24 protein-coding genes and 1 pseudogene are annotated in these 25275 nt (G+C 61.1%); 22 read left to right on the top strand and 3 right to left on the bottom strand.

The features are described from left to right. Positions 1-122 precede the first annotated feature (122 nt). From NKJ17_RS14740 to NKJ17_RS14685, 12 genes are all read left to right on the top strand, one after another. On the top strand, positions 123-797 hold the full coding sequence (locus NKJ17_RS14740; RefSeq protein ID WP_023722098.1) for a response regulator transcription factor: 675 nt from the start codon (positions 123-125) through the stop codon (positions 795-797). Continuing rightward, positions 784-2190: a sensor histidine kinase gene (locus NKJ17_RS14735; protein WP_352689222.1), complete on the top strand. Its 1407-nt coding sequence runs from the start codon at positions 784-786 to the stop codon at positions 2188-2190. The genes NKJ17_RS14740 and NKJ17_RS14735 overlap by 14 nt, the downstream gene beginning before the upstream one ends. Next, positions 2187-3290, top strand: a complete 1104-nt coding sequence (locus NKJ17_RS14730) for an ABC transporter substrate-binding protein (protein WP_352689220.1) — start codon at positions 2187-2189, stop codon at positions 3288-3290. Before NKJ17_RS14735 ends, NKJ17_RS14730 begins: the two co-directional genes overlap by 4 nt. A gap of 208 nt (positions 3291-3498) precedes the next feature. Continuing rightward, the gene (locus NKJ17_RS14725) at positions 3499-4602 is read left to right on the top strand and encodes an ABC transporter substrate-binding protein (RefSeq protein ID WP_352689219.1); all 1104 of its coding nucleotides are present in this window, start codon (positions 3499-3501) and stop codon (positions 4600-4602) included. Positions 4603-4722: 120 nt separating this feature from the next. After that, the gene (locus NKJ17_RS14720; protein WP_352452017.1) at positions 4723-6393 is read left to right on the top strand and encodes an ABC transporter permease; all 1671 of its coding nucleotides are present in this window, start codon (positions 4723-4725) and stop codon (positions 6391-6393) included. Continuing rightward, positions 6386-7450 (top strand): ABC transporter ATP-binding protein, encoded by a 1065-nt coding sequence (locus NKJ17_RS14715; RefSeq protein ID WP_023722103.1) that lies wholly within the window; start codon positions 6386-6388, stop codon positions 7448-7450. Before NKJ17_RS14720 ends, NKJ17_RS14715 begins: the two co-directional genes overlap by 8 nt. 333 nt (positions 7451-7783) lie before the next feature. Continuing rightward, on the top strand, positions 7784-8791 hold the full coding sequence (locus tag NKJ17_RS14710) for an AI-2E family transporter (RefSeq protein ID WP_352689217.1): 1008 nt from the start codon (positions 7784-7786) through the stop codon (positions 8789-8791). Between the two features lie 285 nt (positions 8792-9076). Then, positions 9077-9619 (top strand): hypothetical protein, encoded by a 543-nt coding sequence (locus tag NKJ17_RS14705; protein ID WP_352452020.1) that lies wholly within the window; start codon positions 9077-9079, stop codon positions 9617-9619. A gap of 258 nt (positions 9620-9877) precedes the next feature. After that, a complete protein-coding gene (gene copC / locus NKJ17_RS14700; RefSeq protein ID WP_352508360.1) occupies positions 9878-10237 on the top strand; it encodes a copper homeostasis periplasmic binding protein CopC in 360 nt (119 codons plus the stop codon). A gap of 2 nt (positions 10238-10239) precedes the next feature. Beyond that, positions 10240-11097: a copper homeostasis membrane protein CopD gene (gene copD, locus NKJ17_RS14695; RefSeq protein ID WP_352689216.1), complete on the top strand. Its 858-nt coding sequence runs from the start codon at positions 10240-10242 to the stop codon at positions 11095-11097. Positions 11098-12417: 1320 nt separating this feature from the next. Further along, complete coding sequence (locus tag NKJ17_RS14690) at positions 12418-13062, top strand: DUF1007 family protein (RefSeq protein ID WP_502898301.1); 645 nt, start codon at positions 12418-12420, stop codon at positions 13060-13062. Positions 13063-13082: 20 nt separating this feature from the next. Then, positions 13083-13796, top strand: a complete 714-nt coding sequence (locus NKJ17_RS14685; protein WP_352452073.1) for a HoxN/HupN/NixA family nickel/cobalt transporter — start codon at positions 13083-13085, stop codon at positions 13794-13796. A gap of 164 nt (positions 13797-13960) precedes the next feature. On the opposite strand, the gene NKJ17_RS14680 is transcribed toward NKJ17_RS14685, so the two are convergent. From NKJ17_RS14680 to NKJ17_RS14670, 3 genes are read right to left on the bottom strand one after another with little or no spacing between them, the layout of a single operon-like run. Continuing rightward, the gene (locus tag NKJ17_RS14680; protein WP_352527311.1) at positions 13961-14749 is read right to left on the bottom strand and encodes a hypothetical protein; all 789 of its coding nucleotides are present in this window, start codon (positions 14747-14749) and stop codon (positions 13961-13963) included. Between the two features lie 12 nt (positions 14750-14761). Continuing rightward, positions 14762-15478, bottom strand: coding sequence for a HupE/UreJ family protein (locus NKJ17_RS14675; RefSeq protein WP_352689215.1), 717 nt, complete (start codon positions 15476-15478; stop codon positions 14762-14764). Between the two features lie 48 nt (positions 15479-15526). Then, entirely contained in the window at positions 15527-15910 is a 384-nt protein-coding gene (locus tag NKJ17_RS14670) for a hypothetical protein (protein ID WP_352689213.1), read from the bottom strand. A 106-nt stretch (positions 15911-16016) separates the two neighbouring features. On the opposite strand from NKJ17_RS14670, the gene NKJ17_RS14665 reads away from it, so the two are divergent. From NKJ17_RS14665 to NKJ17_RS14620, 10 genes and pseudogenes are all read left to right on the top strand, one after another. Further along, positions 16017-16298: a metal-sensing transcriptional repressor gene (locus NKJ17_RS14665; RefSeq protein ID WP_352495699.1), complete on the top strand. Its 282-nt coding sequence runs from the start codon at positions 16017-16019 to the stop codon at positions 16296-16298. A 9-nt stretch (positions 16299-16307) separates the two neighbouring features. Further along, on the top strand, positions 16308-17651 hold the full coding sequence (locus tag NKJ17_RS14660) for a cation diffusion facilitator family transporter (protein ID WP_352689251.1): 1344 nt from the start codon (positions 16308-16310) through the stop codon (positions 17649-17651). 60 nt (positions 17652-17711) lie between these two features. Then, a complete protein-coding gene (locus tag NKJ17_RS14655; RefSeq protein WP_352689212.1) occupies positions 17712-19034 on the top strand; it encodes an MFS transporter in 1323 nt (440 codons plus the stop codon). A 9-nt stretch (positions 19035-19043) separates the two neighbouring features. Then, a complete protein-coding gene (locus tag NKJ17_RS14650; RefSeq protein WP_352689211.1) occupies positions 19044-19484 on the top strand; it encodes a YqaA family protein in 441 nt (146 codons plus the stop codon). Positions 19485-19647: 163 nt separating this feature from the next. After that, positions 19648-21210 carry an ABC transporter substrate-binding protein gene (locus NKJ17_RS14645; protein WP_352689209.1) on the top strand — a complete coding sequence of 521 codons (1563 nt, stop codon included), beginning with the start codon at positions 19648-19650 and terminating at the stop codon, positions 21208-21210. A gap of 28 nt (positions 21211-21238) precedes the next feature. Beyond that, the gene (locus tag NKJ17_RS14640) at positions 21239-22180 is read left to right on the top strand and encodes an ABC transporter permease (RefSeq protein WP_352689208.1); all 942 of its coding nucleotides are present in this window, start codon (positions 21239-21241) and stop codon (positions 22178-22180) included. A gap of 4 nt (positions 22181-22184) precedes the next feature. Further along, the gene (locus NKJ17_RS14635; protein WP_352689206.1) at positions 22185-23096 is read left to right on the top strand and encodes an ABC transporter permease; all 912 of its coding nucleotides are present in this window, start codon (positions 22185-22187) and stop codon (positions 23094-23096) included. Then, positions 23093-24106, top strand: a complete 1014-nt coding sequence (locus NKJ17_RS14630; protein ID WP_352689205.1) for an ABC transporter ATP-binding protein — start codon at positions 23093-23095, stop codon at positions 24104-24106. The genes NKJ17_RS14635 and NKJ17_RS14630 overlap by 4 nt, the downstream gene beginning before the upstream one ends. After that, on the top strand, positions 24099-25082 hold the full coding sequence (locus tag NKJ17_RS14625; protein WP_352689204.1) for an oligopeptide/dipeptide ABC transporter ATP-binding protein: 984 nt from the start codon (positions 24099-24101) through the stop codon (positions 25080-25082). Before NKJ17_RS14630 ends, NKJ17_RS14625 begins: the two co-directional genes overlap by 8 nt. A 49-nt stretch (positions 25083-25131) precedes the next feature. After that, a pseudogene (locus NKJ17_RS14620) lies at positions 25132-25233 on the top strand (YqaA family protein); the annotation flags it as partial. Positions 25234-25275 lie beyond the last annotated feature (42 nt).

The raw sequence follows: 25275 nt of genomic DNA, 5'->3' as shown, positions 1-25275 counted from the left end.
ATAGCTTGAACTGCTGACGGTAACAGGGCTGAAGCCAACGCGTGATCTGCAGATGATGTCAAGCGCCTCTCCGCAAAGAGCTGACGCTTGATAGGCGGCTGCTTCCGTGCAAATGCTCCGGCATGCGAATTCTCCTCGTCGAAGACACGCGCGACGTTGGCGAGGCTATCAGCCGCCGCTTCGAAACGATCGGCCACGCAGTCGATTGGGAGACGGACGGCCGTGCTGCCGCAGAGATCCTCGATTTCACCTGCTACGATCTCGTCATCCTCGACGTCATGCTGCCCAGCCTCGACGGGTTCGAAATCGTTCGACGGCTCCGGCAGGCAAGGAATACGACCCCGGTTCTGATGTTGACGGCCCGTTCCGAGATAGAGGACCGCGTTGGCGCGCTTGATCTCGGCGCCGACGACTATCTGGTCAAACCGTTCGATTTCCGGGAATTGGAAGCGCGCGCCCGTGTTCTGCTCCGGCGGAAAAGCGGCGAGGCGACCAACATCGTACAGTGTGGCGATGTCGTGCTCGACCGCGGCAGCCGCTCAGTCCGAGTAGGCAGGCGCGAGGTGCAATTGAAACGACGCGAGATGACGTTGCTTGAGATACTGGCGTCGCGGCCAGGCCGCGTCTTCAGCAAAGATGAACTTATCGATCAGCTTTTCGGGTTTGACGAGCCGGCCAATCAGAACGCGATCGAACTTTATGTCGGGCGGCTGCGCAAGAAGCTGGAAGGCGCCAAGGCGCAGATCGTTACCGTGCGGGGCGTGGGATATCAGCTGGCTTCCGATGATACCGGCTGAGCCTTCCCTTTTCACGCGCCTGGCGGTCCGCATCTCGCTGGTGCTGGGCCTGGGTGCGGCTCTTCTGGTGAGTGCGGCGTCGTACTACGCACGTACCGCCGCCGATGGCGCCTATGACCGGCTTCTGCTTGGTGCGGCCATCCAGATGGCAGACAGCCTTACGGTTGAATCCGGTTCGCTCATCATCAACCTGCCGGTATCAGCTTTTGAACTCCTGGGCCTCGCCAGCCGCGATCGCATCTTCTATCGCGTGATCGGCCCTTCCGGCGCGACGCTGACAGGTTATGCCGATCTGCAAACAGAAGTTGATCTGGCCGCAATACACGATGTCCCGGTATTGGAATCGGCGCATTATCGCGGCGAACCGGTTCGGATTGCGGTGGTGGCGCGCGCACTGTCCGATCCAGCCGTATCGGGTTGGGCGCATGTCATCGTTGGGCAGACCACGGAAGCCCGCCGCGCGCTCGCGGGTGAATTGACTCTCAGGGCGACCGTCCTCCTGGCAATCATGAGCATATTGGCTTTAGCTGGAGCGATGATTGCTATTCGCTATTCTCTGCAACCGGTCAAGCATCTCGGAGCGACGCTCCGCCGTCGCGATCCACAAGACCTGACGCCGGTAACGGTCGTCGTACCGAGAGAATTGCGGCCCTTCGTTACTTCCATCAATTATTTCATGAGTCGGCTCGACGAGCGCGTGAAACTCCTGCAGCGCTTCATCGCCGACGCGGCGCACCAGATCAGAACGCCGCTGACAGCGCTAACGGCGCAGCTCGATCTGTTGAGTCAAGCCAAGCTGGACAAGTCGAGCCGCCAGCATCTCGATCGCGTACAGCAGCGCGCCAGCGAACTTGCGCGCCTGACGAACCAGTTGCTCAGCCACGCCATGGTCATCCATCGTGCCGATTCCGTGCAGCTTCAGCCACACGGTCTGGCAGATGTCGCACGGCGCGCTTTCCGTGCGGCGGTTCCGATAACTATCGATCCGGACATCATCGTCTCCTTCGAGGCGCCTGACGACGAGCCGGTCGTGCTTGCGGACGCCGTCAGCCTTCGCGAAGCGATCGTCAATATCATCGACAATGCCTTGCGCCATGGAGCGGTGTCGCGCCTTGAGGTCAGAGTACGCAGCGACGGTACGCGTGCCCGTCTCGAGGTCGAAGATGACGGACCGGGCATTCCGCCGGGCGAGTGGGAGCGGGTCACGCAGCGCTTCGAAACGTCCAAATCTCATGACGGCAGCGCAGGTCTTGGTTTCGCCATCGCGTCGGAGGTTGCGGCGGCTCACGGTGGCGCGCTGACCTTTCGCGAGACAAGCAAGGATGGCGGGAAGGGCACGCAAGGGTTCACCGTCACCTTGACGTTGCCCATCGCCACGGAGAAGACCGGATGATAACGGGAACATTGCCGACATTCGGTTTGATGGCTGCGGTCGTCTTATGCATCGGTCACGCGGCAAGAGCTGCTGAAGGAAGCAGCGCATTTTTCCCTTCGTCTCAGCCGGAGAAGGACCGACTGTCGATCCACGCCGCGACCGATCTGGCGGCTATGGAACCACTGATCCGGGATTTTCAGTCCGTTTTCCCCAACGTGGCAGTCGACTATGTTGAATATGTCACCAACGACTTGCAAAGGAGTGCCAGTGAAGCCTGTCGGACGGACACGGTGCTGGGCGACATCTTGTTGTCTCCGTCGGTCGACCAACTCGTGAAGCTCGCCAATGACGGCTGCGCGGCGCCGCACGTGTCGGCCGAAACCGCGCATGTCGCCAATTGGGCAAACTGGCGCGACGAGGTATTCGGCTTTACCTACGAACCGGCCGTCTTCGTCTATAACGCCCGCCTCGTGCCGTCCGGCGACGTACCGCGCACCCACATCGAACTCGCCGATCTTCTCAGGCGGCGGATCGATTTTTATCGCGGTCGGGTCGGAACGTTCGACATCCGACTTTCGGGCATCGGCTACCTATTGGCGTTCAGTGATGCGCGGCAGACGACGGCGGTCTACGGTCGGCTTCTGGAAAGCATGAGCCGAGCGGAAACTGTGGTGCGTTGTTGCACCGCGGAGACCCTTCAGGACGTTGCAAACGGGAGCCTATATATAGGCTACAATATGATCGGGTCATATGCCTACGCCGCGGCCAGGGGCAATTCCGATTTGAGGGTCGTTGTCCCGCGGGACTATGCGCTGATACTCAGTCGTGGCGCGCTCATTCCGAAGACGGCGCCGAATATGGGCGTTGCCAAACGATTTCTCGACTACCTTCTGTCAGCCCGGGGACAGAAGGTTGCCAGGGATAGCGCCTTCTTCTTTGCCGAGAACGGGCAATTGCCTGAGGGAGCGGACGGCCCGGAAAAACTTGGGGAGTCTGGTATCGCGCGCGCCATACGCATCGGCCCTGCGTTACTTGCCGTACAGGACGAGGCGTTGCGCCGCCGCTTCATCGAGGATTGGAGCAAGTCCATGATCTATGCGCAGGGCCAGCGACCGTGACGCGTAGGATGCCGCCCCAAGATTTCAAAAATTCGGCAATACGTCGATGTGCCCGATCCGGCTGTCGTCGACAATCTGATCACGACCCATCGGGCCTAGTCGGCTGAGCAAACCTCGACATCGCCGTGACAGGTTGGTGACAGGTCAGGATGATACTCGCCTTTGTGCCTGGAGGAGTACGATTTAGGCGAACTTGGAGGAGACCCTAATGAAAAATCGTCTTGCGACGATGATGGCCGCGTTTTCGCTGTCAGCCGCTTTCGCGACGCTTGCCGCCGCTGCCGAGATCCCCGCCGGGTACCCGGACGACTACAAGGATCTGGTGGCCGCCGCCACCGCGGAAGGACACCTAAGCATCTATTCAACGACCGATGCGGCGCTGGTCCAGCCCTTGCTCAAGGACTTCGAAGCAGCGTTCCCCGGCATCGCCGTCGAATATTCCGACCTCAATTCCACCGAACTCTACAATCGCGTCATTGCCGAAACCGCTTCGGGCCAAGGCACGGCAGATGTCGCATGGTCTTCGGCTCCGGATCTGCAGATCAAACTTGCCTCAGACGGCTATGCGCAGGAATACAAATCCGTGGAGGCGGCCCACCTTCCGGCCTGGGCGTCCTACAAGGACATGGTCTATGGTACCACCGCCGACCCGGTGACTTTCGTCTACAACAAGCGTCTCGTGCCTGAAGGCGATGTTCCCGCAACCCACGCCGATCTTCTCAAGCTGATGACCGGGAAGACCGCAGAATATGATGGCAAGATCGCGTCCTACGATCCGGAAAAATCCGGTGTCGGCTTCTATTTCTACAACCAGGACGCCAAGAACTGGACCGATTCCTGGGCGCTTAACAAGGCTTTTGGCAAGGCCCATATCAAGCTCTACAGCTCCGCCGGCTCGATGATCGAGAAGGTCACGTCTGGCGAACATTCCATCGCCTATGGCATCTTCGGCTCATATGGCCTCGCCAAGCAGGCCAAGGACGAGAACCTCGGTGTGATAATCCCGAAGGACTATGTCCTGGTGACCACCCGCGCCACCGTCATTCCGGCGGAAGCCAAGGATCCCAATGCTGCGAAGCTATTCGTAGATTATCTGCTGTCGGCGCGCGCGCAGAAGCTGATCGCCGACGACATCAAGCTCTATGCCGTTCGTGATGACGTTGAAGGGGCAACCACGCTGGCGTCCATAAAGGCCGCCGCCGGTGAAAACGTTCACCCGATCGCGCTCGACGACAAGCTGCTCGAAGGTCTCGACGAGACGACACGGCTGGCGTTCCTCAACGAGTGGCAGAAAGCCATGAAGGGCGAGTAATCGCTTGATCGGGAGTGCCTCCACAGTCGGCTCTCTCACCCTTCTTGCTATTGAGAACCATCGGAACGGCGCGCTTGCGCTCTTGCTAGCGGACGGCCCCCGGCTTTGTTCGAGGCGATCATGCCCTTCCGTGTCTTTCGTGTCAGCACCAACCTCCTCGCCATCCTGGTGGTGCTGGCACCGGTCACCCTGATCATTTATCAGAGTTTTCTGTCCGCGCCTTTCTTCCAGAAAACCGCGCATCTGTCGCTGAACGCCTACAGCTTCATCCTCGCGGACGCGGATTTCTGGCTAGCGCTGACGACTTCGCTCAAGCTCGCGGTGGGCATGACGGTGATCGCAGTTCCGGTGGGAATCCTGCTGGCGTTCATCATCGTGCGCACCGACGTGCCGGGCAAGCGCTGGCTGGAGCCGATCATCCTGATCCCGGTTTTCATGTCGGCGGTGGTGCTGGCCTTCGGCTATGTGATGACACTGGGACCAGTCGGCTTCGTCTCGCTGGCGGTCAAGTCGATGATCGGCTACGTGCCCTGGAATGTCTATTCGGTGACATCGATCGCGATCATTGCCGGGCTCACCCATGTCCCACATGTCTATCTCTATGCATCGGCGGCGCTCCGCAACGTTGGCGCCGACCTCGAAGAGGCGGCACGCACCGCCGGCGCTGGCCCTTGGCGCGTCGCCGCCAGTGTGTCGCTGCCCATGGTGATGCCGGTGGTGCTCTATGCGGCGGTTCTGGTGTTCTTCCTCGGTTTCGAACTTTTCGGCCTGCCGCTGGTGCTTGGCGATCCGGAAGGCGTGCTGGTTCTCGCCACCTATCTCTACAAGCTCACCAACAAGCTCGGTGTTCCTTCCTATCAGTTGATGGCCGTAGTGGTGGTGGCGATCATCATGATCGCGCTGCCGCTGGTGGTGCTGCAGCGCTACATGCTGCGCAACGCCAGCCGCTATGTGTCCGTCAAAGGCAAGGGCAGTCGGCACAACCCCATCCGGCTGGGCGCTCTTCGCTGGCCGGCCTTCGCGCTTGTGGTGGCCTGGTTCGCGGCCACCGTGATCATACCGGTGGGCGGCGTCGCAATTCGTTCACTGGTGACAAGCTGGGGCGTCGGGGTGAATATCTTCCAGGTGCTGACGTTGGATCACTATCGCGATCTCGCTGACTATCCGAATGTCGTCAGCGCCATTGTCAACACGGTCGGCGTCGCGGTGGTCGGCGGCGCGGCTTCGATCGCGGCCTATACTGCCGTGGCACTCGCCGGTCATCGCTCGAGCGCACCCCTGACCAAAGTCGTCGACTACGTGGCCATGATACCGCGGGCGATGCCGGGCATTGTGGCTGGCCTCGCCATGCTGTGGATATTTCTGTTCTTCAAGCCGATCGCACCCCTGCGCGCCACGATGATCTCGGTATGGCTCGCCTATACCATTGTCTGGTTCGCCTATGGCATGCGGCTGATTTCCGGAACGCTCCTGCAGATCGGCAAGGAGCTCGAGGAAGCCGGCCGGTCAGTTGGCGCCAGCGAGGGCCAGGTTGCCAGGGACATCACGCTGCCGCTCATCCGCGGCGGCATGTTCTCGGCCTGGCTGTTGATCTTCCTGATCTTCGCCCGTGAATATTCGACGGGCGTCTATCTGCTCGGACCGGGAACCGAAGTGATCGGCTCGCTCATGGTTTCCCTTTGGGGCACCGGCGCGATCGATCTGGTCTCGGCTCTCGCCGTCATCAACACCGTCATCATCGTGACCGGTCTTGCCCTCGCGATGCGCTTTGGAGTCCGCCTCAATGACTGACATCATCATAGACGGCCTGCGCCTCAGTTACGGCAACCTTGAAATCCTGAAAGGTGTGTCCTTCTCGGTCGAACCGGGTCAGATCGTCGCCTTGCTCGGCGCGTCCGGGTCCGGCAAGACGACGCTCTTGCGAGCGGTCGCCGGTCTGGAGACACCCAACAGCGGCAAGATACTGCTCGGTGACAAGCCGCTTTTCGATGCCGGGCAGAACATCAATCTGGCGCCGGAAACGCGCGGTCTCGGGCTGGTATTCCAGTCCTATGCGCTGTGGCCGCATCGGACGGTGTCCGAGAATGTGGGTTATCCCCTGAAGCTGCGCAAAGTATCCCAGGCAGATGTTGCGAGCCGCGTCCAGAAGGCTTTGGACAGCATCGGCCTCGGCAAACTGGGCGAGCGCTATCCGCATCAGCTCTCCGGCGGACAGCAGCAGCGCGTGGCGTTGGCCCGTGCGCTGGTCTACGAGCCGAATGTGATTCTGCTCGATGAGCCGCTCTCAAATCTGGACGCCAAGCTACGCGAAGAAGCGCGGATCTGGCTGCGCCGCCTCATCACCAATCTCGGGCTATCGGCGCTGTGCGTCACCCATGATCAGGTGGAAGCGATGGCGCTCGCCGACCGCATCCTGCTGCTCAACGGCGGCCAGATCGAACAGGACGGAACACCCAAGCAAATCTACAACAAGCCGAAGAGCCTGTTTGCAGCAGAGTTCATGGGTGCCAGCAATCGCCTTGACGGCGTGGTCACCGCCATCAACGGCAACCGTGCGGAAATTGTCGCCAACGGCATCCATCTTGTGGGCAGCGCCCAGCAGGAGCTGACCGTCGGCGCCAAAGTCACCGCACTCGTCCGGCTTGAGCGGGTGACGTGGTCCGGGGAGGACGGCCCTGGACGTATCGCCATGACCTGCGTCGAGAGCCTTTTCCTTGGCGATCGGCATGAAGTCATTTTCGAAAGCAATGACCTGACCATCCGGACCTATTCCCGGGATGCCCTTCCGTCCGGCCAATACCATGTCGAGTTCCCGTTCGAGGATCTGATGGTCTTCGCGGCGGAATGAACTTCGGCGTTCACCACCAAGAGGATCATTCTTGCCAACCGGCATGAACATTCTCGAGCGCTGACCTGCCACCGGCAATTTCCTCCATCTGAGATTAGAGTCCGGCTCGATTGAAGGGCGGACTGATGAAAAGAAAGCGGTTTGCGGAAGAGCTGATCATCGCGGTCCTGCGTGAGCATGAGGCGAGGCAAAAGCGGGCGACCTGGCGCGCAAGCATCGGACCTCCGAGGCGGTTAGCCTTACACACGTGTTGAACGCGTGTTCGCTTGCGCATCACCGGGTATCAAAGCTAATGAAACCCGGAGAGGACTTGGCTGCTTCTGCAGGTGAAAAGTGCTGACTTTCTCACGGTTCTATCTCGCGTCGTGTCTGCTCGCGCTCATTGCGCTCGTCGCCGTTCTCGAACTCGGGCTGCTTCCGGCACTGCTTTCGGGCCTTCTCGTATTCAATCTCGTTCATTTCGCCGCACCGATGCTCCATCGAATCGGCGTTTCCAACAGCCTGACGAAAAGCCTTGCGCTGACCTTGGTGGCTTTGATTTTCACGCTCCTGATAGCCGCCGCTATCTTTAGCGGCATGTCGCAATTGACTGGCGGTTCGGAGAACGTCGTGACGCTCCTCAAGAAGATGGCCGAGATCATCGATACCGCGCGCGTCCATCTCCCGACCTGGGCGATGGCCTATTTTCCATCAAACATCGAGGAACTGGAAGTCTTCGCGGCCCGGTGGCTCCGCGAACATGCCGGCCAGCTTCAACTCGTCGGGCGGGATGTCGGCGTCCTTGTGGTCCACATTATCGTCGGCATGGTGATCGGCGGCTTGATCGCGGTGAGCTCGGCGGCGCCATCGCGCGAGCCTGGCCCACTGGCGGTCGCGCTGGCAGATCGTGTCAACATTCTGAGCAAGGCCTTTCGCAACATCGTGTTCTCGCAAATCCGGATTTCGGCGTTGAATACGTTTCTGACGGCGGTCTATCTCGTCGCTGTTCTGCCGTCCTTCGGCATCGATCTGCCATTCATCAGGACAATGATAGCGCTGACTTTCGTCGCCGGCCTTCTGCCGGTCATCGGCAATCTGATCTCCAACACGGTGATCGTCGTTGTCAGCCTCAGCATCTCCTTCCTTGCAGCACTCGGCTCGCTTGCCTTTCTCATCGTCATTCACAAGCTCGAATACTTTGTAAACGCCAAGATCATCGGTTCGCGGATCAATGCGCGTGCCTGGGAGCTACTTCTGGCGATGGTTTTTATGGAAGCGTGGTTTGGTATGCCAGGTCTTGTCGCCGCGCCGATCTATTATGCCTATCTGAAGGCTGAACTGACGATGCGCGGGCTAATCTAGGGTTGGGCAGGTGGCGATTTGACGACGCAAGCAAGGTTGCTGGGAAACCGCGCAAATTTGGCCACTCGCTGAACAGCACCATCTTGGTTAGTGAACCCTCAGGAGTTTCGTGACCGATTTGAAGGCCCCCGTTTAATAGCACGCCCCCTGCAAAGACATTAGACAGCGCTAAAACGTAAATTGTCCGGAGGCATGTAATCTGCTAGTGTTTGATCACCGACAAACGGCTTCGGAAAGCCGTGCGTCGGACATCATGCACAAGATCAACTCAACCGGAGAACGGCCATGAAACGGCTTCTGACGGTCGCTGCCCTTTTGGCGGCAGGCAGTTTGGTTACGATGCAAGGCGCAGCCGCCGACGACGCTGCGATGATCAAGAGCGCTGAATCTGCTGCACCCCCTGCCGTGGCAAGCGGCGCTGCGGTCTACGCCGCGGATGAAAAGGGCGCCATGCGCACCCTGCGCGAGGGCAAGAACGGCTTCTGGTGCATGCCAGACAGCCCGTCCACGCCCGGCCCGGACCCAATGTGCGGCGATGCCAACGCGATGGAATGGGCGATGGCATGGATGGAAAAGAAGGAACCGCCCAAGGGCAAGGTCGGCTTCATGTACATGCTGTCCGGCGGTACCGATGGCAGCAACACCGATCCCTATGCGACGAAGCCCGAGGAAGGCAACAATTGGATAGAGACCGGCCCGCATGTGATGATCGTCAACGCAATGGACATGATGCAGGGCTATCCGACGGACCCCAAGCCTGACACATCCAAGCCCTATGTGATGTGGCCGGGCACTCCATACGCACATCTCATGATCCCGGTTAAATAGCTGAAATGGAGTCACGCGGGCGCAAACGCTTGTTTCGCCCGCGCTTGTCCTGATAATTACAAACGCTTGCGGCGTCCGTGACCTTCAATCGAGAGTCTCGGCGGTCGGTAGCGTGTTGGCCTGATCTCCCATCACTTTTCCGGCAAATGGAAAATTTCGTGACAGCTCGAACGGTGGCGGCCCTGCAACACCAAATATTCGTATATTCGTCAGAAAGTGCATAGTCTTTGATGACCGTCATCGCGGGAGGAGTTCGCGTTGAACCGAACTATCCGAATGATCGCCACAGTTGCGCTGTGGAGCGTGCCATTATCCGGCCAGGCGCTTGCGCATGCTCGATTGGTCGAGGCTACTCCAGAGATCAATAGCACCATTGCCGCTCCGCCCACTGAGATTCGACTGCGCTTTAGCGAACCCATTGAGGCTCGATTCTCGGGCATCGATCTGTCGGGGCCGGATGGTGCGAAGATCACCACGGAGATCGCGGTGCGCGATAAGGACATGGTGGCACCTGTATCAAGGTCCCTTGCGCCGGGTGTTTATCAAGTTGATTGGCACGTGCTGTCAGCAGACGGGCACAAGGTGAAGGGCAATTTCAAATTTGAAGTCAGACCGTAGAAATGGACGTTGATGGCACTCTGGCCTTCGCCCGGTGGGTCTACTTCCTCTCAGTGATGATTCTATTCGGGTCGGCACTCTTCCCTTTCTATGCGCTAGACAAAACCGCGGCTCCCGCGCTTGCGCCTCTACCCCGTAACATCAATCCTGCCCTCGCACTTGCGGCCGCAATCTTCGCGGCAATTTGGCTGCTGTGCTTTACGGCCGGGCTCTCCGGACGCGAGGGTATGGTTGACACCTTGCGCAGCGTTCTCATGGAAAGCGACTTCGGAACTGTTTGGTTTGTTCGCCTTTCGCTCGTTCTCCTGCTCCCGGTGATCAGCTTCTCGGGGCGGCCCGAATTGATCGTCGGGCCGGCTTTCTTGCTACTGACCTGTGAGGGTTGGCAGGGCCACGCGGCGGCGTTGGGCCCCCAAGCCTCACTGACTCAAGCTCTCCATGTTGCAAGTGCCGGGGCGTGGATAGGTGGCCTCCTGCCCCTCGGCCTGCTAATCGCGGCAGCGCGGCGGCATCCATCCGAAGTCGCAAGCGTGGAGACCGTCCTGTGGCGCTTCTCCCGCTTTGGTATGGTGGCGGTTGCGCTCATTTTTTTTACGGGCGCTATGACCACTTGGCTAATGCTTGGCTCGTTCCCCGATCCGCGCAACAGCTACGGTCGAATTCTCCTGTTCAAGATCAGCCTATTCGTCGCGATGGTCGGTTTGGCGGTCTACAATCGATACGCCCTGGTCAGCCGCATGAAGTCCGAACCGGCCAAAAGCTTGGGCACATTGTCTCGCAACGTTGCGCTGGAGCAGATCATCGGGTTTGGGGTGCTTATGGATGTAAGCGCGCTGGGGCTTATGGATCCGTACGCGTGACGCGCTGACTTTGCAATTATTGGCTGGCAACGTTTCTGCAATTCGCGATCGACACTCACCTCTATCCGCCTGGCGCACAGAGTGGCTGGCCGGTCTGGCTGCCGATCTCAACCAACGTCGGGACGTGTGGAGCGCGGATATATGCCTGCGACCTAGACACGATTCCATGCGTAAACGAGTAACTGCCAGCACCAGCCGGCCAGCGTTCATCGCTCCTTTGATCCCCACCCTGGTGGAGAAGCCTCCCGAGGGCCGAGGGAATGGACACACAAGTTCGACGGCTACCGCGGGTCTTCAATGCGGACCGCGTCGGAGAATAACTGGCGAATGATACTACGGCGCGACGGCGCAGCCGCCGACAGTCGGATGGAGGTCGATCTCGTCGCAGCCGCTGGGCCCGCCAAATGGCACTCTTGACTAACGTGCCAGAGGGTCCATTTTTTGACCCTGCGGTGTGCTGATGTCGAAGCCCCTCTTTATCCCGGCGCTCGCTGCTATATGCCTGAGATCGCCGCTGGTGCGTGCCGATAAATGTCGATCTGGCGTTGGAAGCTTTTCACGGTATTTGTCTTGCCCATGGACCTGACTTCGAACGAACCGTCCTGCGGCCAAGAGACGCGGATGGACTCCGTTGTCCGGCGACGCAGCACTTGCCCCCGTCGGTGACGTAGGCGCCTTCCAGGGCTGGGAGGCGACCGGTGACGACCTCCCGGCCAAAACCATGATCGCGGTGACAAAAGCCACTTGAATGGCAAGTCCGTGCAAACTTGCTCCATAAAGCTATTCGATGTCGACCGCGCGGGCATTCGAGGAGCGTTTCTTCGCCCGGACGGATGCCGAAACAATCGGCGGGGACAGAAACGGAATGCAAGTTTCCAAACTCTACATATTGACAGTCGGCAATCGCAAGCACTTGTCTATTTGACGTTCCCGAGGTCCGGATCACATCGAACACGGTCATTGCAAGCTCGATCGCCGACGACTAGGGCGGATCGGCTGGTGTTATCTGCACGGGACGCGGGGCTTTTTGCGTTTGCAAGGAACTCGCGATAGGAATGCTCTGAATCGATCAGGAGCAGGAAATTGAGCGATCGGCAAAAGATCATCTGGATGATAGTGCTGGCAATCCTTGCTGGTATCGCGGTGATCATGCTCAAACATTGGCTGAAGGGCGACCTTGGGTAGCTGCCTCCTTAGATGAAGCAACACAGCCCTGATCGATCAAGGTTGGTATGGGCTTTGGCCCGTCCCATTTCGGCCTGCTTGCAATGGCAGGTGTCCTGCCTGATGCGGAATCGACGAGCGAAATGTGAGCGAAAAATGCAACTGACAGGCATGGTATCCGGCGCGGCGCTATTGCTCGCTTCCACCGCGGCAGCGAACGCCCATCCGCATGTCTTTGCCGAAGCGAAGCTGGACCTGACCGTCGGTCCAGACAGGACGGTCAAGTCGCTTCGGCATCTCTGGCGTTTCGACGACCTCTTTTCCAGCACTGTGCTGATGGAATTCGACAAGAATTCCGACCTTGTCCTTGATGCGAAGGAACTCGATGAAGTCGCTCTCACCGTCCATGCGTCGTTGGCCGAGTACAACTACTTTCAGATGGTGACCTTGAACGGCAAGGACGTGACGATGGCGCCACCGCCGAAGTTCAGCGTCAGCTATGAAAACGATCAACTCGTCGTCCAGTTCGAAACGCAGCCGAAGGACCCGTTGGCCCTTGCTGGAAAAGTCAGTATCGGTGTCTACGATCCGACCTTCTACACGGCAATCGATTTTACCGACGACGACAAGCTTGCGGTGGCCGGTCTGCCGCAAGGCTGCTCACGTTCCGTCGTCCGTCCAGATCCGGACACGGCCATCGCGCAGAACCAGAAGAGCCTGACAGACGCGTTCTTCAGTGATCCGACAGGGACCGATCTCGGCAAGATTTTCGCGACTCGCCTCGAATTGACGTGCGGCTGACCGGAGCCGGTTCGATGGCCATGTTCCAGACGCTGGTCGAGTTCCAACGCACGATTTACCTGGCGCTGGCCGAGCAGATCAAACTGCTTGCGGCCGGCGGCGGTTGGCTGGCGTTCACGGCGTTTCTGCCCATGGGCATTCTGTTCGGTGCGGCGCATGCGCTGACGCCGGGCCATAGCAAGGCTGTCCTGGCCACCTATCTGGCAGGATCGGACGCCAGCGTCCGGCGTGGGCTTCTGGTGTCGCTGACACTCTCCTTCACGCATGTAACGATTGCCGTGCTGATCGCGGCGCTCTCGTTGCCGTTGGTATCGATTGCCCTGGGCAGTGTTGGCCGCGCCCCGCTGCTGGAAGACGTCAGTCGGGGCCTGCTTGGCCTGATCGGCATTTGGATGCTCTGGCGCGCATTGAGCCACGGCCATCACCACAAGCATGAGGGCGAGGCCGTCGGCGTCATGGCCGGCCTGATCCCATGCCCGCTGACGCTTTTCGTGATGACCTTTGCGATATCCAGAGGCGTTCCGGTCGCCGGCATTCTTTTCGCAATCACCATGATGGCCGGCGTGGCGCTGACGCTGTCTTGCGTTGCGGTGCTGTCAATCCTGTTTCGTGAACGTCTGGTGCATTTTTTCGATAGCCGGCCACGCCTGTTCGATGCCATTTCCCGAGCCATTGAGGGCGCTGCCGGCTTGGCGCTTGCCGGCGTAGCCGTTTGGCAGATCACGTCGGGCTGAAATGCCGTGAACCAGATCGAGCGGTGGATCAAGACCCGTTTACCTGAAGGTCAGCCGTGTCTTCGTCGCGGCGCAAAGCTTCGACGTGCATCTGCGCTCGTCGGTGGAACAGACGGATAGGTGACGCCCGACGCTCGAAGTGGCGCCGGGCGACCCTGTATGCGCTAGATCATACGCTTGATGTCGATGTAGTCGCCTTCAGTCTGGATCGTCAAGGTCACGTCGCTGCCACCGCGGTTGCGCCAGAACCAACCGTGATTTCCATCGAAGGCGGCTTCAATGGCACCTTCGTCAGCTGGAACGCTGCGACCCTTTTCATAGCTGACGGACTGACCGCCGCCATCGCCGTGCGTCTCGAAGTTCACCACGCCACCGTCAGCTGTCCAGGAAAAGTTTGCCTTGGCGCCCTGCCGCATGACGAGCTTGACTTCGGCACCCTGGCCTGGCGCCAACGTGAAGGATAGCTCGTCTTGCCTTCCATCTGGCTGGATCGGGGCTTCCGAGGTTGCTTCGGTGGCAGGCGTTGTAGCAATGGCCGGAGCCTCGGCAGGAGCGATCTCTCCAACTGTCACATTGTCTTGGGCAACGGCCTCCCCAGTTGGCGACGGCTGCAAAGCAGGCCGTTCGGCGGTCAGGGCGACGAGGAGGTTTTCAATTCGGTCCATGCGCGCCATCAACTCGGCCGGAGGGACCATTTGCGTCATCCGCTCGGTTGGTGCCTTCGCGCTGGCCATTTCGTCGGCTGCCGCCTCGGCTGCCAGCTGTGTCTTGATTTCGCCCATTCTGGTGAGGCCGAGCAATCTGCCTGCTCCGGTCGGGTCGATCGCATACTCGGACGGCATGACGACCGTGATGAGCAAGGCGAACGCCGTCAGCGCGGCAATGAAGGTGGAGCGCTTGAGCTGCGCTGACGTCGGCAAATCGGCGCGGCTGGGAAGGTCGGTGTTGTACATGATTTCGGTTCCTTATGCTGCGACAAACAGGCCGGTGAGCTGATATCCGATCAGCAGGAAACCAGCCGTCATCATGATGACGTTTGCGGTATAGGCGTGGCGCCAGAAGCTTCGTGTCCGGCGCCAGTAGCCCATCACGATCAGGATGGCGCCGAGGGCCATGAGTTGGCCGATCTCGACACCGACATTGAAGGCCAGCAAGTTCGGCACAAGGCCGTCAGGCGAGATGTTGTATTCGATGATCTTCGTCGACAGGCCGAAACCGTGGAAGAAGCCGAAGACCAGCGTCGCGACCTTGGTGTTCGGCTGGAAGCCGAGCCATCTCTGGAAAGCGCCCATATTGTCGAGCGCCTTGTAGACCACGGACAGGCCGATGATGGCGTCGATGATGTAGCTGTTGATGCCGACGTTGAAATAGACGCCGAGCAGCATGGTCGTCGAGTGGCCGAGCGCAAACAGGCTGACATAGATGCCGATATGCTTCATCCGGTAGAGGAAGAAGATCACCCCGAACAGGAACAGGATGTGGTCGTATCCGGTCACCATGTGCTTGGCGCCGAGATAGATGAAGGGCAGCACGTTGATGCCCGAGATTTCCTGGATGTAGCCCTTGTCGCCAGCGGCGACGGCATGGGCAAAGGCTGCCCCGGCGAGCAGCGGCAGGGTCAGCAGAGCGATAAGCAGGGGCAGGGCGGGTCGCCAGTGGCCCCGGTCGAAGGGTCCTTGCATAAAATTTCCAATCTTCGTCGTTGAGGGTGGCCGCGCGAGCGGCCGCGATCATGCGGCGAGGAATGGTCTCGGCGGTCGCTCGAGCCGGAATGTCGTGCCCGGATCGATGAAAGTCGGCGGGTAATTCAGCCAGCCCCGTTCGACCTGTGGAACGGTCGGTGCGAAGTCGGCTGGCGTGCTCGCCGTCTCGTGCGAGTGGTCGGCCGCATTGTGCCCGTGAAAATGGCCAGCGCTCTGCTCGTCGGCAACGCCGTCATCGTGTGCGTGGTCATGATCTTCGATCTGCGCGGCGGCTCCGCCGTGACGTTCAACCGCGGTGGCAATCGCGATCGGATCGTGTGAGGTCGAATAGCCGAAAGGACGCAGCACGCCGAACATCATCGCTAAAGCGATGACCAGACAAAAAACTGTGCTGTGGATCCGATTCGGCATGAACGGCGATTATTCTCCAAAATCCTAACGAATGGTTGTTGACTGCACCGGAATCGAGGCCTCTTTGAGGCTTGTTGTATCCCCTCCAAGAGGATAGTATCAAGAGATGAGCGAGCAGCCTCATACCCACGAAACCCATCCCGATATCGTCAAGCGCCTGAAGCGGGCTGGCGGACATCTGAAGGGCGTCATCGAAATGATCGAAGCGGGCCGGCCCTGCCTCGATCTTGCCCAGCAGCTCCATGCTGTCGAGAGGGCCATCGCGCAAGCCAAGAAGACCCTGATCCAGGATCATCTCAACCATTGCCTTGAAGACGTCGTCGGGCCGCTGGCGCGCGAGCAGCGCCGCTCGATCGACGAGTTCAAGGATATCACCAAGTACCTGTGAGAGAACACCATAATGGATAAGATACGCGACTGGTTCGGCTTCGGTCCGATGACGCAGGGCTTCGGCGGCCATGGACATGATCATGGTGATGGTGATGGCGGCCATGGCCACACCCACGGCGTCATCGATCCGACGATCGCCACGACGACGCGCGGCATCTGGGCAATCAAATGGTCATTCGTCGTTCTGGCCGTCACGGCAGCGCTCCAGCTTGTGGTCGTGTTCCTCTCCGGCAGCGTGGCGCTGCTGGCCGACACGATCCACAATGTCGGCGACGCGGTCACCGCCGTCCCGCTGTGGATCGCCTTCATGCTGGTCCGCCGCAAACCGAGCAAGGCGTTCACCTACGGCCTGGGCCGCGTCGAGGATCTGGCCGGGATCGTCATCGTTCTCATCATTCTTTTCAGCGCCATCGTCGCAGGCTATGAGGCGATCGACAGGCTGATCAATCCGCGTCCCATCGCATTTCTTGGCTGGGTCGCCATCGCCGGCCTCATAGGCTTCATCGGCAATGAAGCGGTCGCCGTATTTCGCATCCGCGTCGGCCGAGAGATCAACAGCGCGGCGCTGATCGCGGACGGCTACCATGCCCGCACCGACGGCTTCACCAGCCTGGCAGTCGTCCTTGGCGCTATCGGCGTGTGGCTGGGCTTTCCGCTTGCCGATCCGATCATCGGACTGCTGATCACCGCGGCGATCTTCGCCATCGTCTGGCAGTCGTCGAAAGCCGTGTTGACGCGCATGCTCGATGGTGTGGAGCCCGGCATCATCGACGAAATCCATCATGCCGCCGAACATGTGTCCGGCATCGAGCGCGTTGGAAGTGTGCAGGCGCGCTGGATCGGCCATCGCCTACATGCCGACGTCGCCATCAGTGTTCCGGATGCGGCGACGGCCAAAGACGTACTGGGCGTCAGCGAAGCCCTTAAGGAGGAACTGTTCGCCCACTTGCCGGCGTTGGCGCAGGCGAATGTCCGCCTCGAAAGCTCAGCCGGTTCGACCGCCAAGCGGGGGGAAACCTCTCATGCTCATCATCATGCACCGGAGCCGTTCAAGGTCGCCTGCGATCTGGCTGCAGGGACATTGGAAATCGTCGATACACCGGCTGGCGAGCGGATGCGGCTGACCATCGATCGCCACGCTGACGATCTGACAGCGACGGTGATCATCGACCGACCCGAAGGGCCAGAGACGCTTCGCCTCGAGCCCGCCGCTGACAACCATCATCGGCTTGAGAGCACCGTCGCCCCTGCCGAGCCGCATGAGTTCCAGGCGAGGTTGATCCTGGCCGCGAAAGGTCGCGAGCAGGTGCTGCCGTTCAAGATGGTCGAGCCGGAAGGTCACCATCACTGAGACAGGCAGGCCGTTCGCGCCAGTTCTCGACGAACCGTCATCCGCTGCAAGAAGACAAATATGCTTCAGGTCCTGGCCAATCGCACTTACCGTCATCTCTTCCTGGCCCAGGTCATCGCCCTGATCGGCACCGGCCTTGCCACAGTGGCGCTCGGGCTGCTGGCGTTCGATCTCGCGGGAGACGACGCTGGCGCGGTGCTCGGCACGGCGCTCGCCATCAAGATGATCGCCTATGTCGGCGTGGCGCCTGTCGCAGCTGCGTTCGCAGAGCGCCTGCCGCGCCGCACCATGCTGGTTTCGCTCGACCTCATCCGGGCTGCGGTCGCGGTGTTCCTGCCCTTCGTTACCGAAGTCTGGCAGGTATATGTTCTCATCTTCGTCCTGCAGTCGGCGTCGGCAGGCTTCACTCCGGCCTTCCAGGCCTCGATCCCTGACGTGCTGCCCGAGGAGAAGGATTACACGCGGGCCCTGTCGCTGTCGCGACTGGCCTATGACCTGGAAAGCGTCGTCAGTCCCATGCTGGCGGCGGCGCTGCTTTCCGTCATCAGCTTCCACAGCCTGTTCGCCGGTACGGTTATCGGCTTTCTCGCCTCGGCGGCGCTGGTGGTGTCGGTGGTCCTGCCGAGCCCTAAACCGTCGCAGCCGCGCGGCGTTTACGATCGTACCACGCGCGGAATCCGCATCTATCTGGCGACGCCGCGATTGCGCGGGCTGCTGGCCCTTAACGTTGCCGTCGCGGCGGCAAGCGCGATGGTGATCGTCAACACGGTCGTCCTGGTGCAGGCGCAGTTCGGCCTCTCGCAAAGCGACACGGCGCTGGCGCTCGCCGCCTTCGGCGGCGGATCGATGATTGCAGCCCTTGCCCTGCCGCGGCTGCTGGAGAACGTCCCGGACCGGGTTGCGATGCTCTCGGGCGCCGCGATCCTGGTCGCGGGCGTGCTGGTAGGACCGCTCGCCGGCAGCTACTATCTGCTGCTGCCGCTCTGGTTCGTGCTGGGGCTCGGCTATTCGCTGGCGCAGACGCCTTCGGGCCGATTGATCAGGCGTTCCGCCGATGCCGTCGACCGGCCCGCTCTGTTTGCTGCCCAATTCGCGCTTTCGCATGCCTGCTGGCTGATCACCTATCCCATTGCCGGGCGCGTCGGTGCAGCAATGGGATTGCCCTTCACCTTCATTCTGCTCGGCATCATTGGCGCCGCAGCCCTGCTTGCCGCGATCTGGCTCTGGCCGAAACACGATCCCGACGTGCTTGTGCATACGCATGTCGATCTGCCTAAGGACGACCGGCACATCGGCGACGCAGTATGGTCGGAAGCGGGCTATGAGCATTCGCATGGCTACGTCGTCGATGATCGGCACCCGAAATGGCCCAGGGCAAGCTGAGAGCTCGAAATGCCTGGCGAGCTCGCCATCTATGGCGGTCTTTTCCTGACCGCGTTCGCGGCGGCGACCATCCTGCCGATGCAATCGGAAGCAGCCCTTGCGGGACTGCTCCTGACAGGAAGCCATGCTCCGGCTCTGCTCATCGCTTTCGCAGGCGCAGGCAATGTGCTCGGCTCGATCGTCAACTGGTGGCTCGGCCGGGGGATCGATCGCTTTCGCAACCGCAAATGGTTCCCGGTAAAGCCCTCCGCGTTGACGCGCGCGACGCGATGGTATCAGCGCTATGGACGATGGTCGCTGCTGTTGAGCTGGCTGCCTCTGGTCGGCGATCCGCTGACGGTCGTGGCGGGGGCGCTGCGGGAGCCATTCTGGAGCTTCCTTGCGATCGTCACGATCGCGAAGGTCGGCCGCTACCTCGCGCTGGGGGCGATGACGCTGAGCTGGACTTAGCGCTTGTCGAGACCCGCGCCGGCACGGCGACATTACGCGGGATGGCGCTTTCCTTTGCCAAGCGCAGCGCTGCGCGCCAACTTGGATTGGCGCCGAATATGTCTATACAAATGGGAATGCATGTGTACAATCGCCACCAATCAATCAAAAATGGGGAACTGAAATGATCACTCTCGACCGCCGCAATTTCCTTGTTTCCACCGCTGGCCTTGCCTTCGTTGCCGCCTTTCCGCGCAGCGCCTTTTCCGAAACCAACGAAACGCTGAAGATTGCCATCGCTGCGGAGACCGGCGATCTCGACCTGCTGCAGAATGTTTCAACGCTGAGCACCTACACCATCGTCTTCGATGCGCTGATCCACTACGGCCAGAACGGCGCGCTTGAGCCGGGACTTGCCACCAAATGGACAGTCGCCGACGATCAGCTTTCGATCGCCTTCGATCTGCGTGAAGGCGTGACCTTCAGCGACGGCACGCCCTTCGATTCCACCGCAGCCGAATGGAACCTCAAGCGATGGATGGGGGTGAGCGACTTCTCCTGGATAGGCATCTCCGATGCGTACGACAGCATCGTCACCGATGGACCGAACAAACTGACGGTCAAGCTGAAGCGGCCGGTGCCGGCCGCACTCCTCGAACTCACCATCGTCCGCCCAGTTCGTTTCCTGTCGCCCAAGGCAGTCGACAAGGATGGCAAGCAGACGGCGCCGATCGGAACCGGTCCATGGATCGTCGAAAAATACGATTCGAGCGGCACCAGCCTCGTTCGCAACGACAAATACTGGGGCGAGAAGCCGCTTTTCAGCCGTATGGAATTGAAGGTGGTTCCCGATGAACTCGCTCGCGCCAACGGCCTCCGCTCAGGCGACCTCGATGTCATCGGCGGCGACTGGGTGGCGACGCTGTCGCCGCGCCGCGCTCGCGCGCTGGAAAGCGACGGCATGAAGGTCGTAGCCGAGCCGGGCACCGCGACGATGCTGCTCGGCTATTCGCCGAAGTCGAAGATCATCGCCGACAAGGCCGTCCGTGACGCCGTCTATGCATCGGTCGACCGGGCGGCGATCGCCAAGGTCCTGTTCGAAGGCTTTGCCGACCCGGCCGCCGATCTGTTCCCGGCGAACGTGCCTTCGTCGGGCAAGCGGCATGACGTGCCGGTGCGCGACGTGGCGGCGGCCAAGAAGATCCTCGCCGATGGCGGCTGGGTCGACAGCGGCGGTGCTTGGACCAAGGCTGGCTCTCCTCTGACCATCGACTTTCTGGTTTCCGAAGAGTCCCTGCCGGGATCGCGGCGCATCGCCGAAATGATCCAGGGTCAATTGTCCGAGGTCGGTTTCCAGGTCCAAGTCTCCTCGGTGGACAATGCCACCATGCATGAACGGCGTCCGGCCTTCGACTATGATCTCGCTTTCTTCACCACCTATGGCGCGCCCTATGACCCTCACGGGACCCTTGGCAATGCCTTCGTCTCGACGGCGGACAGCGGGCCTGACGGCAAGATCTATGTCTCGGACGCGCTCGACGGCGTAGTCAAGGCTGCGCTCGAGGCGAGCGGCGCCGAACGCGACCTGAAGATGCAGGCTCTCTACGATTGGCTGCACGACAACACCGCCATCTGTCCGCTTGTCGTCAGCCAGCGGCTGTGGGCTCACAATCCGCGCGCAGAGAACTTCTCGCTTCCGGCGACTGACTACGACTTGCCGTTCAAGGCGATCACGCTGAAGGCCTGAAGACTTCGAGCCCGAGTGAGGCCTGACGATGAAACGCACGATCCTGCGACGGATGCTGCTTGCCTGCCTTTTGATCCTGGCGGCATCCGCGCTGACATTCGCCCTGGTTGCGGCGGCTCCGGGCAATGTTGCGGCGCTCATTGCCGAGCGTGCGGCAGGTCCTGGTGCTGACGCGCAAATGATCGCCAAGATCGGCAACGAGCTCGGTCTCTACGACCCGTTGCCGATCCGCTACGGACGCTGGCTTTCCGGCGCGCTGGCCGGGGATTTCGGCATCTCACTGCGAACGGGAAAGCCGATCTCGTCGGAGTTTGCCGCCCGCATCCCGATGACGGCGGCTCTGCTTGCCGGCGGCGGCGTTCTCGCCTTCATTTTCTCGATCGCGCTCGGCATTGCCGGCGCCGTCAGCAACGGCGGCATGATGGACAGGTTCCTGCATGCGTTTTCGCTGATCGGCGCGTCGACCCCGAACTTCTTCGTGGCGGCGCTGCTGGTCATCGTGTTTTCGGTGATGCTGGGCTGGGTACCCACCTTCGGGACCAGCGGCTTCACCTCATGGCTTCTGCCGTGGGTGACGATCGCGCTGTTCCCGGCCTCCGTTCTCAGCCGCGTCGTTCGGGTCAACCTCCAGGAAGCGATGTCGCGGCCGTTTGCGACAACCGGCTTCGCCAAGGGCTATACCAGAACGCAGGTGCTGCTGCGCGAGGCGCTGCCCAACATCGCCATTCCGTTCCTGACGACATTCGGGGCGCAATTCACGCTGATGATCATCGGATCGATCGTCGTCGAGACGGTATTTGCATTGCGCGGCGTCGGTGCCTTTTTCATCGAGGCGATCCGCTTCCGCGACTTCATCGGCATGCAGTCGGTGCTGCTGCTGTTTGTCGTCTTCTTCGTCATGGTCAATTTCATCGTCGACATGATTTGCATCGTCGCGGATCCGCGAATGCGCCGGGCGCGGGGAGCATAAGGCGATGAACATTTCTGCTATCAGGGACATCAAGGACTGGCCGTGGCTGGTGCTGCTCCCCGTAATCGGCTTTGTGCTGATCGGCATCTTCGCTCCTGTGATCATGCCTTACGATCCAAGTGCGCAGGACTATTCGGCGACACTGGAGGGCATGAGCTGGAGCCATTGGCTCGGCACCGACTATCTCGGCCGAGACGTCTTCAGCCGCATCGTCGGTGGCGCCCGCATTTCCCTGGTGGCGATGGTGATCGTGCTTGTCGCCGCCTTGGCGATCGGGGTCACGATCGGCTCCTTCGCCGGCTATGTCGGCGGCCGTGTCGAGCTCGTCCTTATCAGCATCATCGATATTGCGCTGGCACTTCCCAGCCTGGTGATCGCGCTGGCGTTGATCGGCATTCTGGGCACCGGCTACTGGTCGATGATCACGGCGCTCACCCTGGCGTGGTGGGCGAACTATGCCCGCATGAGCCGCGCCGTCGTCACCGCCGAGCTGCAGCAGCCCTATATCGAGGCGGCCCGCGTGATGGGCGCCGGTCATCTCTGGATTTTTGCCCGCCATATCCTGCCGCATGTGCTTGCCCTTGTCGTGGTCTACGCAAGCGCCGACGCCGGCGCGCTTGTGCTGGCCATCGCGACGCTCAGCTTTCTCGGACTTGGCGTCGCGCCGCCGACACCGGAATGGGGCCAGATGCTGGTCGACGGCATGAGCTACATCGAGGAGGTGCCGCGCCTCGTCGTGCTGCCCGGGCTGGCACTGACGCTGGTCGTGGTCAGCTTCAACCTTCTGGGCGAAGCCTTCGCATTGCAAAAGGTGCCGCGGCCGGTTCGCGGCGCGACATTGCGCAGACGCCGAAGGGCGCGTGCTCGCGAAGAAGCGGAGCGCAACGCCGTCGAAACGGGAACGACTTCAGCATGAGCGACGGTCAGCCGATCTATTCGATCGAAGATTTGGTCATCGACCTCTACGCCACCACCGTTTCGGTGCGGGCGGTGGACGGGGTGTCGTTCAACGTCCGTCCCGGAGAAACGGTCGCGGTCGTCGGCGAAAGCGGTTCGGGAAAGACCGTAATGACGCTCGGGCCGCTCGGTCTGCTGCCCGAGGGCGTGACCGTGGACATGAAGGGATCGGCGCGAGCCGACGGAAGCGAACTGCTCAGCATCGGTTCCCGGCAATTGTCGGACCTGCGCGGGCGCTATTTCGGCGTGATTTTCCAGGACCCGATGAGCGCGTTGAACCCGATGCTGAAAATCGGCCCGCAGCTGGCCCGCCAGGCGCGCCGCTTCGCCGGCCTGTCGCATGAGGCCGCGCGCAAGGAAGCGGTCTCGCTTCTGGCACGCTCCGGCATTCCGGACCCTGAGGATCGCTACAACCGCTATCCGCACGAAATGTCGGGCGGCATGCTGCAGCGCGCGATGATCGCGCTGGCGCTGGCGGCCCGGCCGCGCGTGCTGATCGCAGACGAGCCGACCACGGCGCTGGACGCCACGGTCCAGGCGCAAATCCTGGAGCTCATCCGTCAGATCCAGCGCGAGGATGGCATCGCGGTCGTGCTGATCACGCACGACATCGGCGTGGTCGCTTCCGTCGCCGACCGCGTCATGGTGCTTTACGCCGGCCAAGTGGCGGAGGAGGGGACGGCGATGGATGTGCTGACCCGGCCGGTCCATCCCTATACGCGCGGGCTGCTCGCATCGGTGCCGGATTTTCGCGCCGACGAGCGCGCGGTGACCCGCGAGATACCGGGCCTGCCGCCAAACCAGATCCGGCTGGAACCGGGTTGCCGGTTTGCCGAGCGCTGCGAATTGGTCGAAGCCGGTTGCCGGCAGCACCGGCCGCCGTTGCAGACGATATCCGCGTCGACAAGCCCGCACCGCGTGGCTTGCCCGGTCGTGCTGAGACGAGAGGGGATCGCCGTCCATGTCTGATGCCGCAGCGATCGAGGTCAGGGGATTGAAGGTGCATTTCGCCAACCGGTCGGGTGTCGGCGCGGTGCGGGCGGTCGATGGCATAGACCTGACGGTCGCGCGTGGCGCGTTCCACGGCATCGTCGGCGAGTCCGGCTGCGGCAAGACCACGCTGGCCCGTACCATCGTCGGTTTGCAGAAGGAGAGCGAAGGCACCGTGCTGATTGGAGGAAGGAATCGCGCCGAATGGCTGAAATCGGACAGGAAGTCGTTCAGCCGCGAAGTCCAGTTCGTCTTCCAGGACCCGCTGGGATCGATGAGCCGCCGCCAGTCCGTCTATCAGACATTGGAGGAACCGCTGCAGATCCATCGCTTCGGTTCATCAGTCGAGCGCCGGCGCCGCATCGCCGAGCTTCTGGACCTGGTTGCGCTGCCTGAGACGGTGCTCGATCGGCTTCCACGCTCGCTTTCCGGAGGCCAGCGCCAGCGCGTTTCGATTGCGCGCGCGCTCGCGCTGAAGCCGTCCATACTGGTCTGCGATGAGCCACTCAGCGCGCTCGACGTTTCGATCCGGGCGCAGATCGTCAACCTGTTCACGTCGCTGCAGAAACAGCTTGGCCTGACCATTGTCATTGTCGCGCATGACCTGGCGATCGTGCGCGAGGTCTGCTCGGACGTGACGGTGATGTATCTCGGCCGCATCTCGGAAGCCGGCCTGACCCGCCCGCTGTTTCGCGAGCCGGCCCATCCCTACAGCCAGGCGCTGCTGTCGGCTGTTCCTTCTCCCGATCCCCGCATCGAAGCTGGACGCCGCCGGATCATTCTCGCCGGCGATCCGCCAAGCCCGAGCGCGCCGCCTCCGGGGTGTCGATTCAACACGCGCTGTCCGGTGGCGATCGATGTCTGCCGTGTCGAGGAACCGATGCTGCGATCGGTGCCGCATGGCGGCGTTGCAGCCTGTCATCTGGCTGATAGCGCGGGTCGCCCTGTTATCTGAAAGATGTCGTTTCTGCGTCTGAACGTTTCGCGAAGCTGACCGTGGTCTCGGCGTCCTGCGCGAGCCTTTCAGGGTCTTCCTGCTGCTTGTCGCCGTCGCCAAGGTCGGCCGCTATCTGGTTCTTGCCGCCGTGACCCTGAGCGTGATCTAATCTCACGAAGCTTCTCGAAGCTGAGCTGGTTAGGTCGGCTGG

Source organism: Mesorhizobium sp. M0208 (assembly GCF_040322015.1).
Lineage (GTDB): Bacteria > Pseudomonadota > Alphaproteobacteria > Rhizobiales > Rhizobiaceae > Mesorhizobium.
This window is presented reverse-complemented; position numbering and strand designations above follow the sequence as displayed.

Excerpts from the sequence above, each read along its gene's own strand:
- NKJ17_RS14625 (WP_352689204.1), top strand. The coding sequence starts at position 24,099 with ATGTCTGATGCCGCAGCGATCGAGGTCAGGGGATTGAAGGTGCATTTC.
- NKJ17_RS14740 (WP_023722098.1), top strand. The coding sequence starts at position 123 with ATGCGAATTCTCCTCGTCGAAGACACGCGCGACGTTGGCGAGGCTATC.
- NKJ17_RS14735 (WP_352689222.1), top strand. The coding sequence starts at position 784 with ATGATACCGGCTGAGCCTTCCCTTTTCACGCGCCTGGCGGTCCGCATC.
- NKJ17_RS14705 (WP_352452020.1), top strand. The coding sequence starts at position 9,077 with ATGAAACGGCTTCTGACGGTCGCTGCCCTTTTGGCGGCAGGCAGTTTG.
- NKJ17_RS14725 (WP_352689219.1), top strand. The coding sequence starts at position 3,499 with ATGAAAAATCGTCTTGCGACGATGATGGCCGCGTTTTCGCTGTCAGCC.
- NKJ17_RS14630 (WP_352689205.1), top strand. The coding sequence starts at position 23,093 with ATGAGCGACGGTCAGCCGATCTATTCGATCGAAGATTTGGTCATCGAC.
- NKJ17_RS14680 (WP_352527311.1), bottom strand. The coding sequence starts at position 14,749 with ATGTACAACACCGACCTTCCCAGCCGCGCCGATTTGCCGACGTCAGCG.
- NKJ17_RS14640 (WP_352689208.1), top strand. The coding sequence starts at position 21,239 with ATGAAACGCACGATCCTGCGACGGATGCTGCTTGCCTGCCTTTTGATC.
- NKJ17_RS14720 (WP_352452017.1), top strand. The coding sequence starts at position 4,723 with ATGCCCTTCCGTGTCTTTCGTGTCAGCACCAACCTCCTCGCCATCCTG.
- NKJ17_RS14685 (WP_352452073.1), top strand. The coding sequence starts at position 13,083 with ATGTTCCAGACGCTGGTCGAGTTCCAACGCACGATTTACCTGGCGCTG.
- NKJ17_RS14690 (WP_502898301.1), top strand. The coding sequence starts at position 12,418 with ATGCAACTGACAGGCATGGTATCCGGCGCGGCGCTATTGCTCGCTTCC.
- NKJ17_RS14635 (WP_352689206.1), top strand. The coding sequence starts at position 22,185 with ATGAACATTTCTGCTATCAGGGACATCAAGGACTGGCCGTGGCTGGTG.
- NKJ17_RS14670 (WP_352689213.1), bottom strand. The coding sequence starts at position 15,910 with ATGCCGAATCGGATCCACAGCACAGTTTTTTGTCTGGTCATCGCTTTA.
- copD (WP_352689216.1), top strand. The coding sequence starts at position 10,240 with ATGGACGTTGATGGCACTCTGGCCTTCGCCCGGTGGGTCTACTTCCTC.
- NKJ17_RS14665 (WP_352495699.1), top strand. The coding sequence starts at position 16,017 with ATGAGCGAGCAGCCTCATACCCACGAAACCCATCCCGATATCGTCAAG.
- NKJ17_RS14650 (WP_352689211.1), top strand. The coding sequence starts at position 19,044 with ATGCCTGGCGAGCTCGCCATCTATGGCGGTCTTTTCCTGACCGCGTTC.
- NKJ17_RS14645 (WP_352689209.1), top strand. The coding sequence starts at position 19,648 with ATGATCACTCTCGACCGCCGCAATTTCCTTGTTTCCACCGCTGGCCTT.
- NKJ17_RS14655 (WP_352689212.1), top strand. The coding sequence starts at position 17,712 with ATGCTTCAGGTCCTGGCCAATCGCACTTACCGTCATCTCTTCCTGGCC.
- NKJ17_RS14730 (WP_352689220.1), top strand. The coding sequence starts at position 2,187 with ATGATAACGGGAACATTGCCGACATTCGGTTTGATGGCTGCGGTCGTC.
- NKJ17_RS14675 (WP_352689215.1), bottom strand. The coding sequence starts at position 15,478 with ATGCAAGGACCCTTCGACCGGGGCCACTGGCGACCCGCCCTGCCCCTG.
- NKJ17_RS14715 (WP_023722103.1), top strand. The coding sequence starts at position 6,386 with ATGACTGACATCATCATAGACGGCCTGCGCCTCAGTTACGGCAACCTT.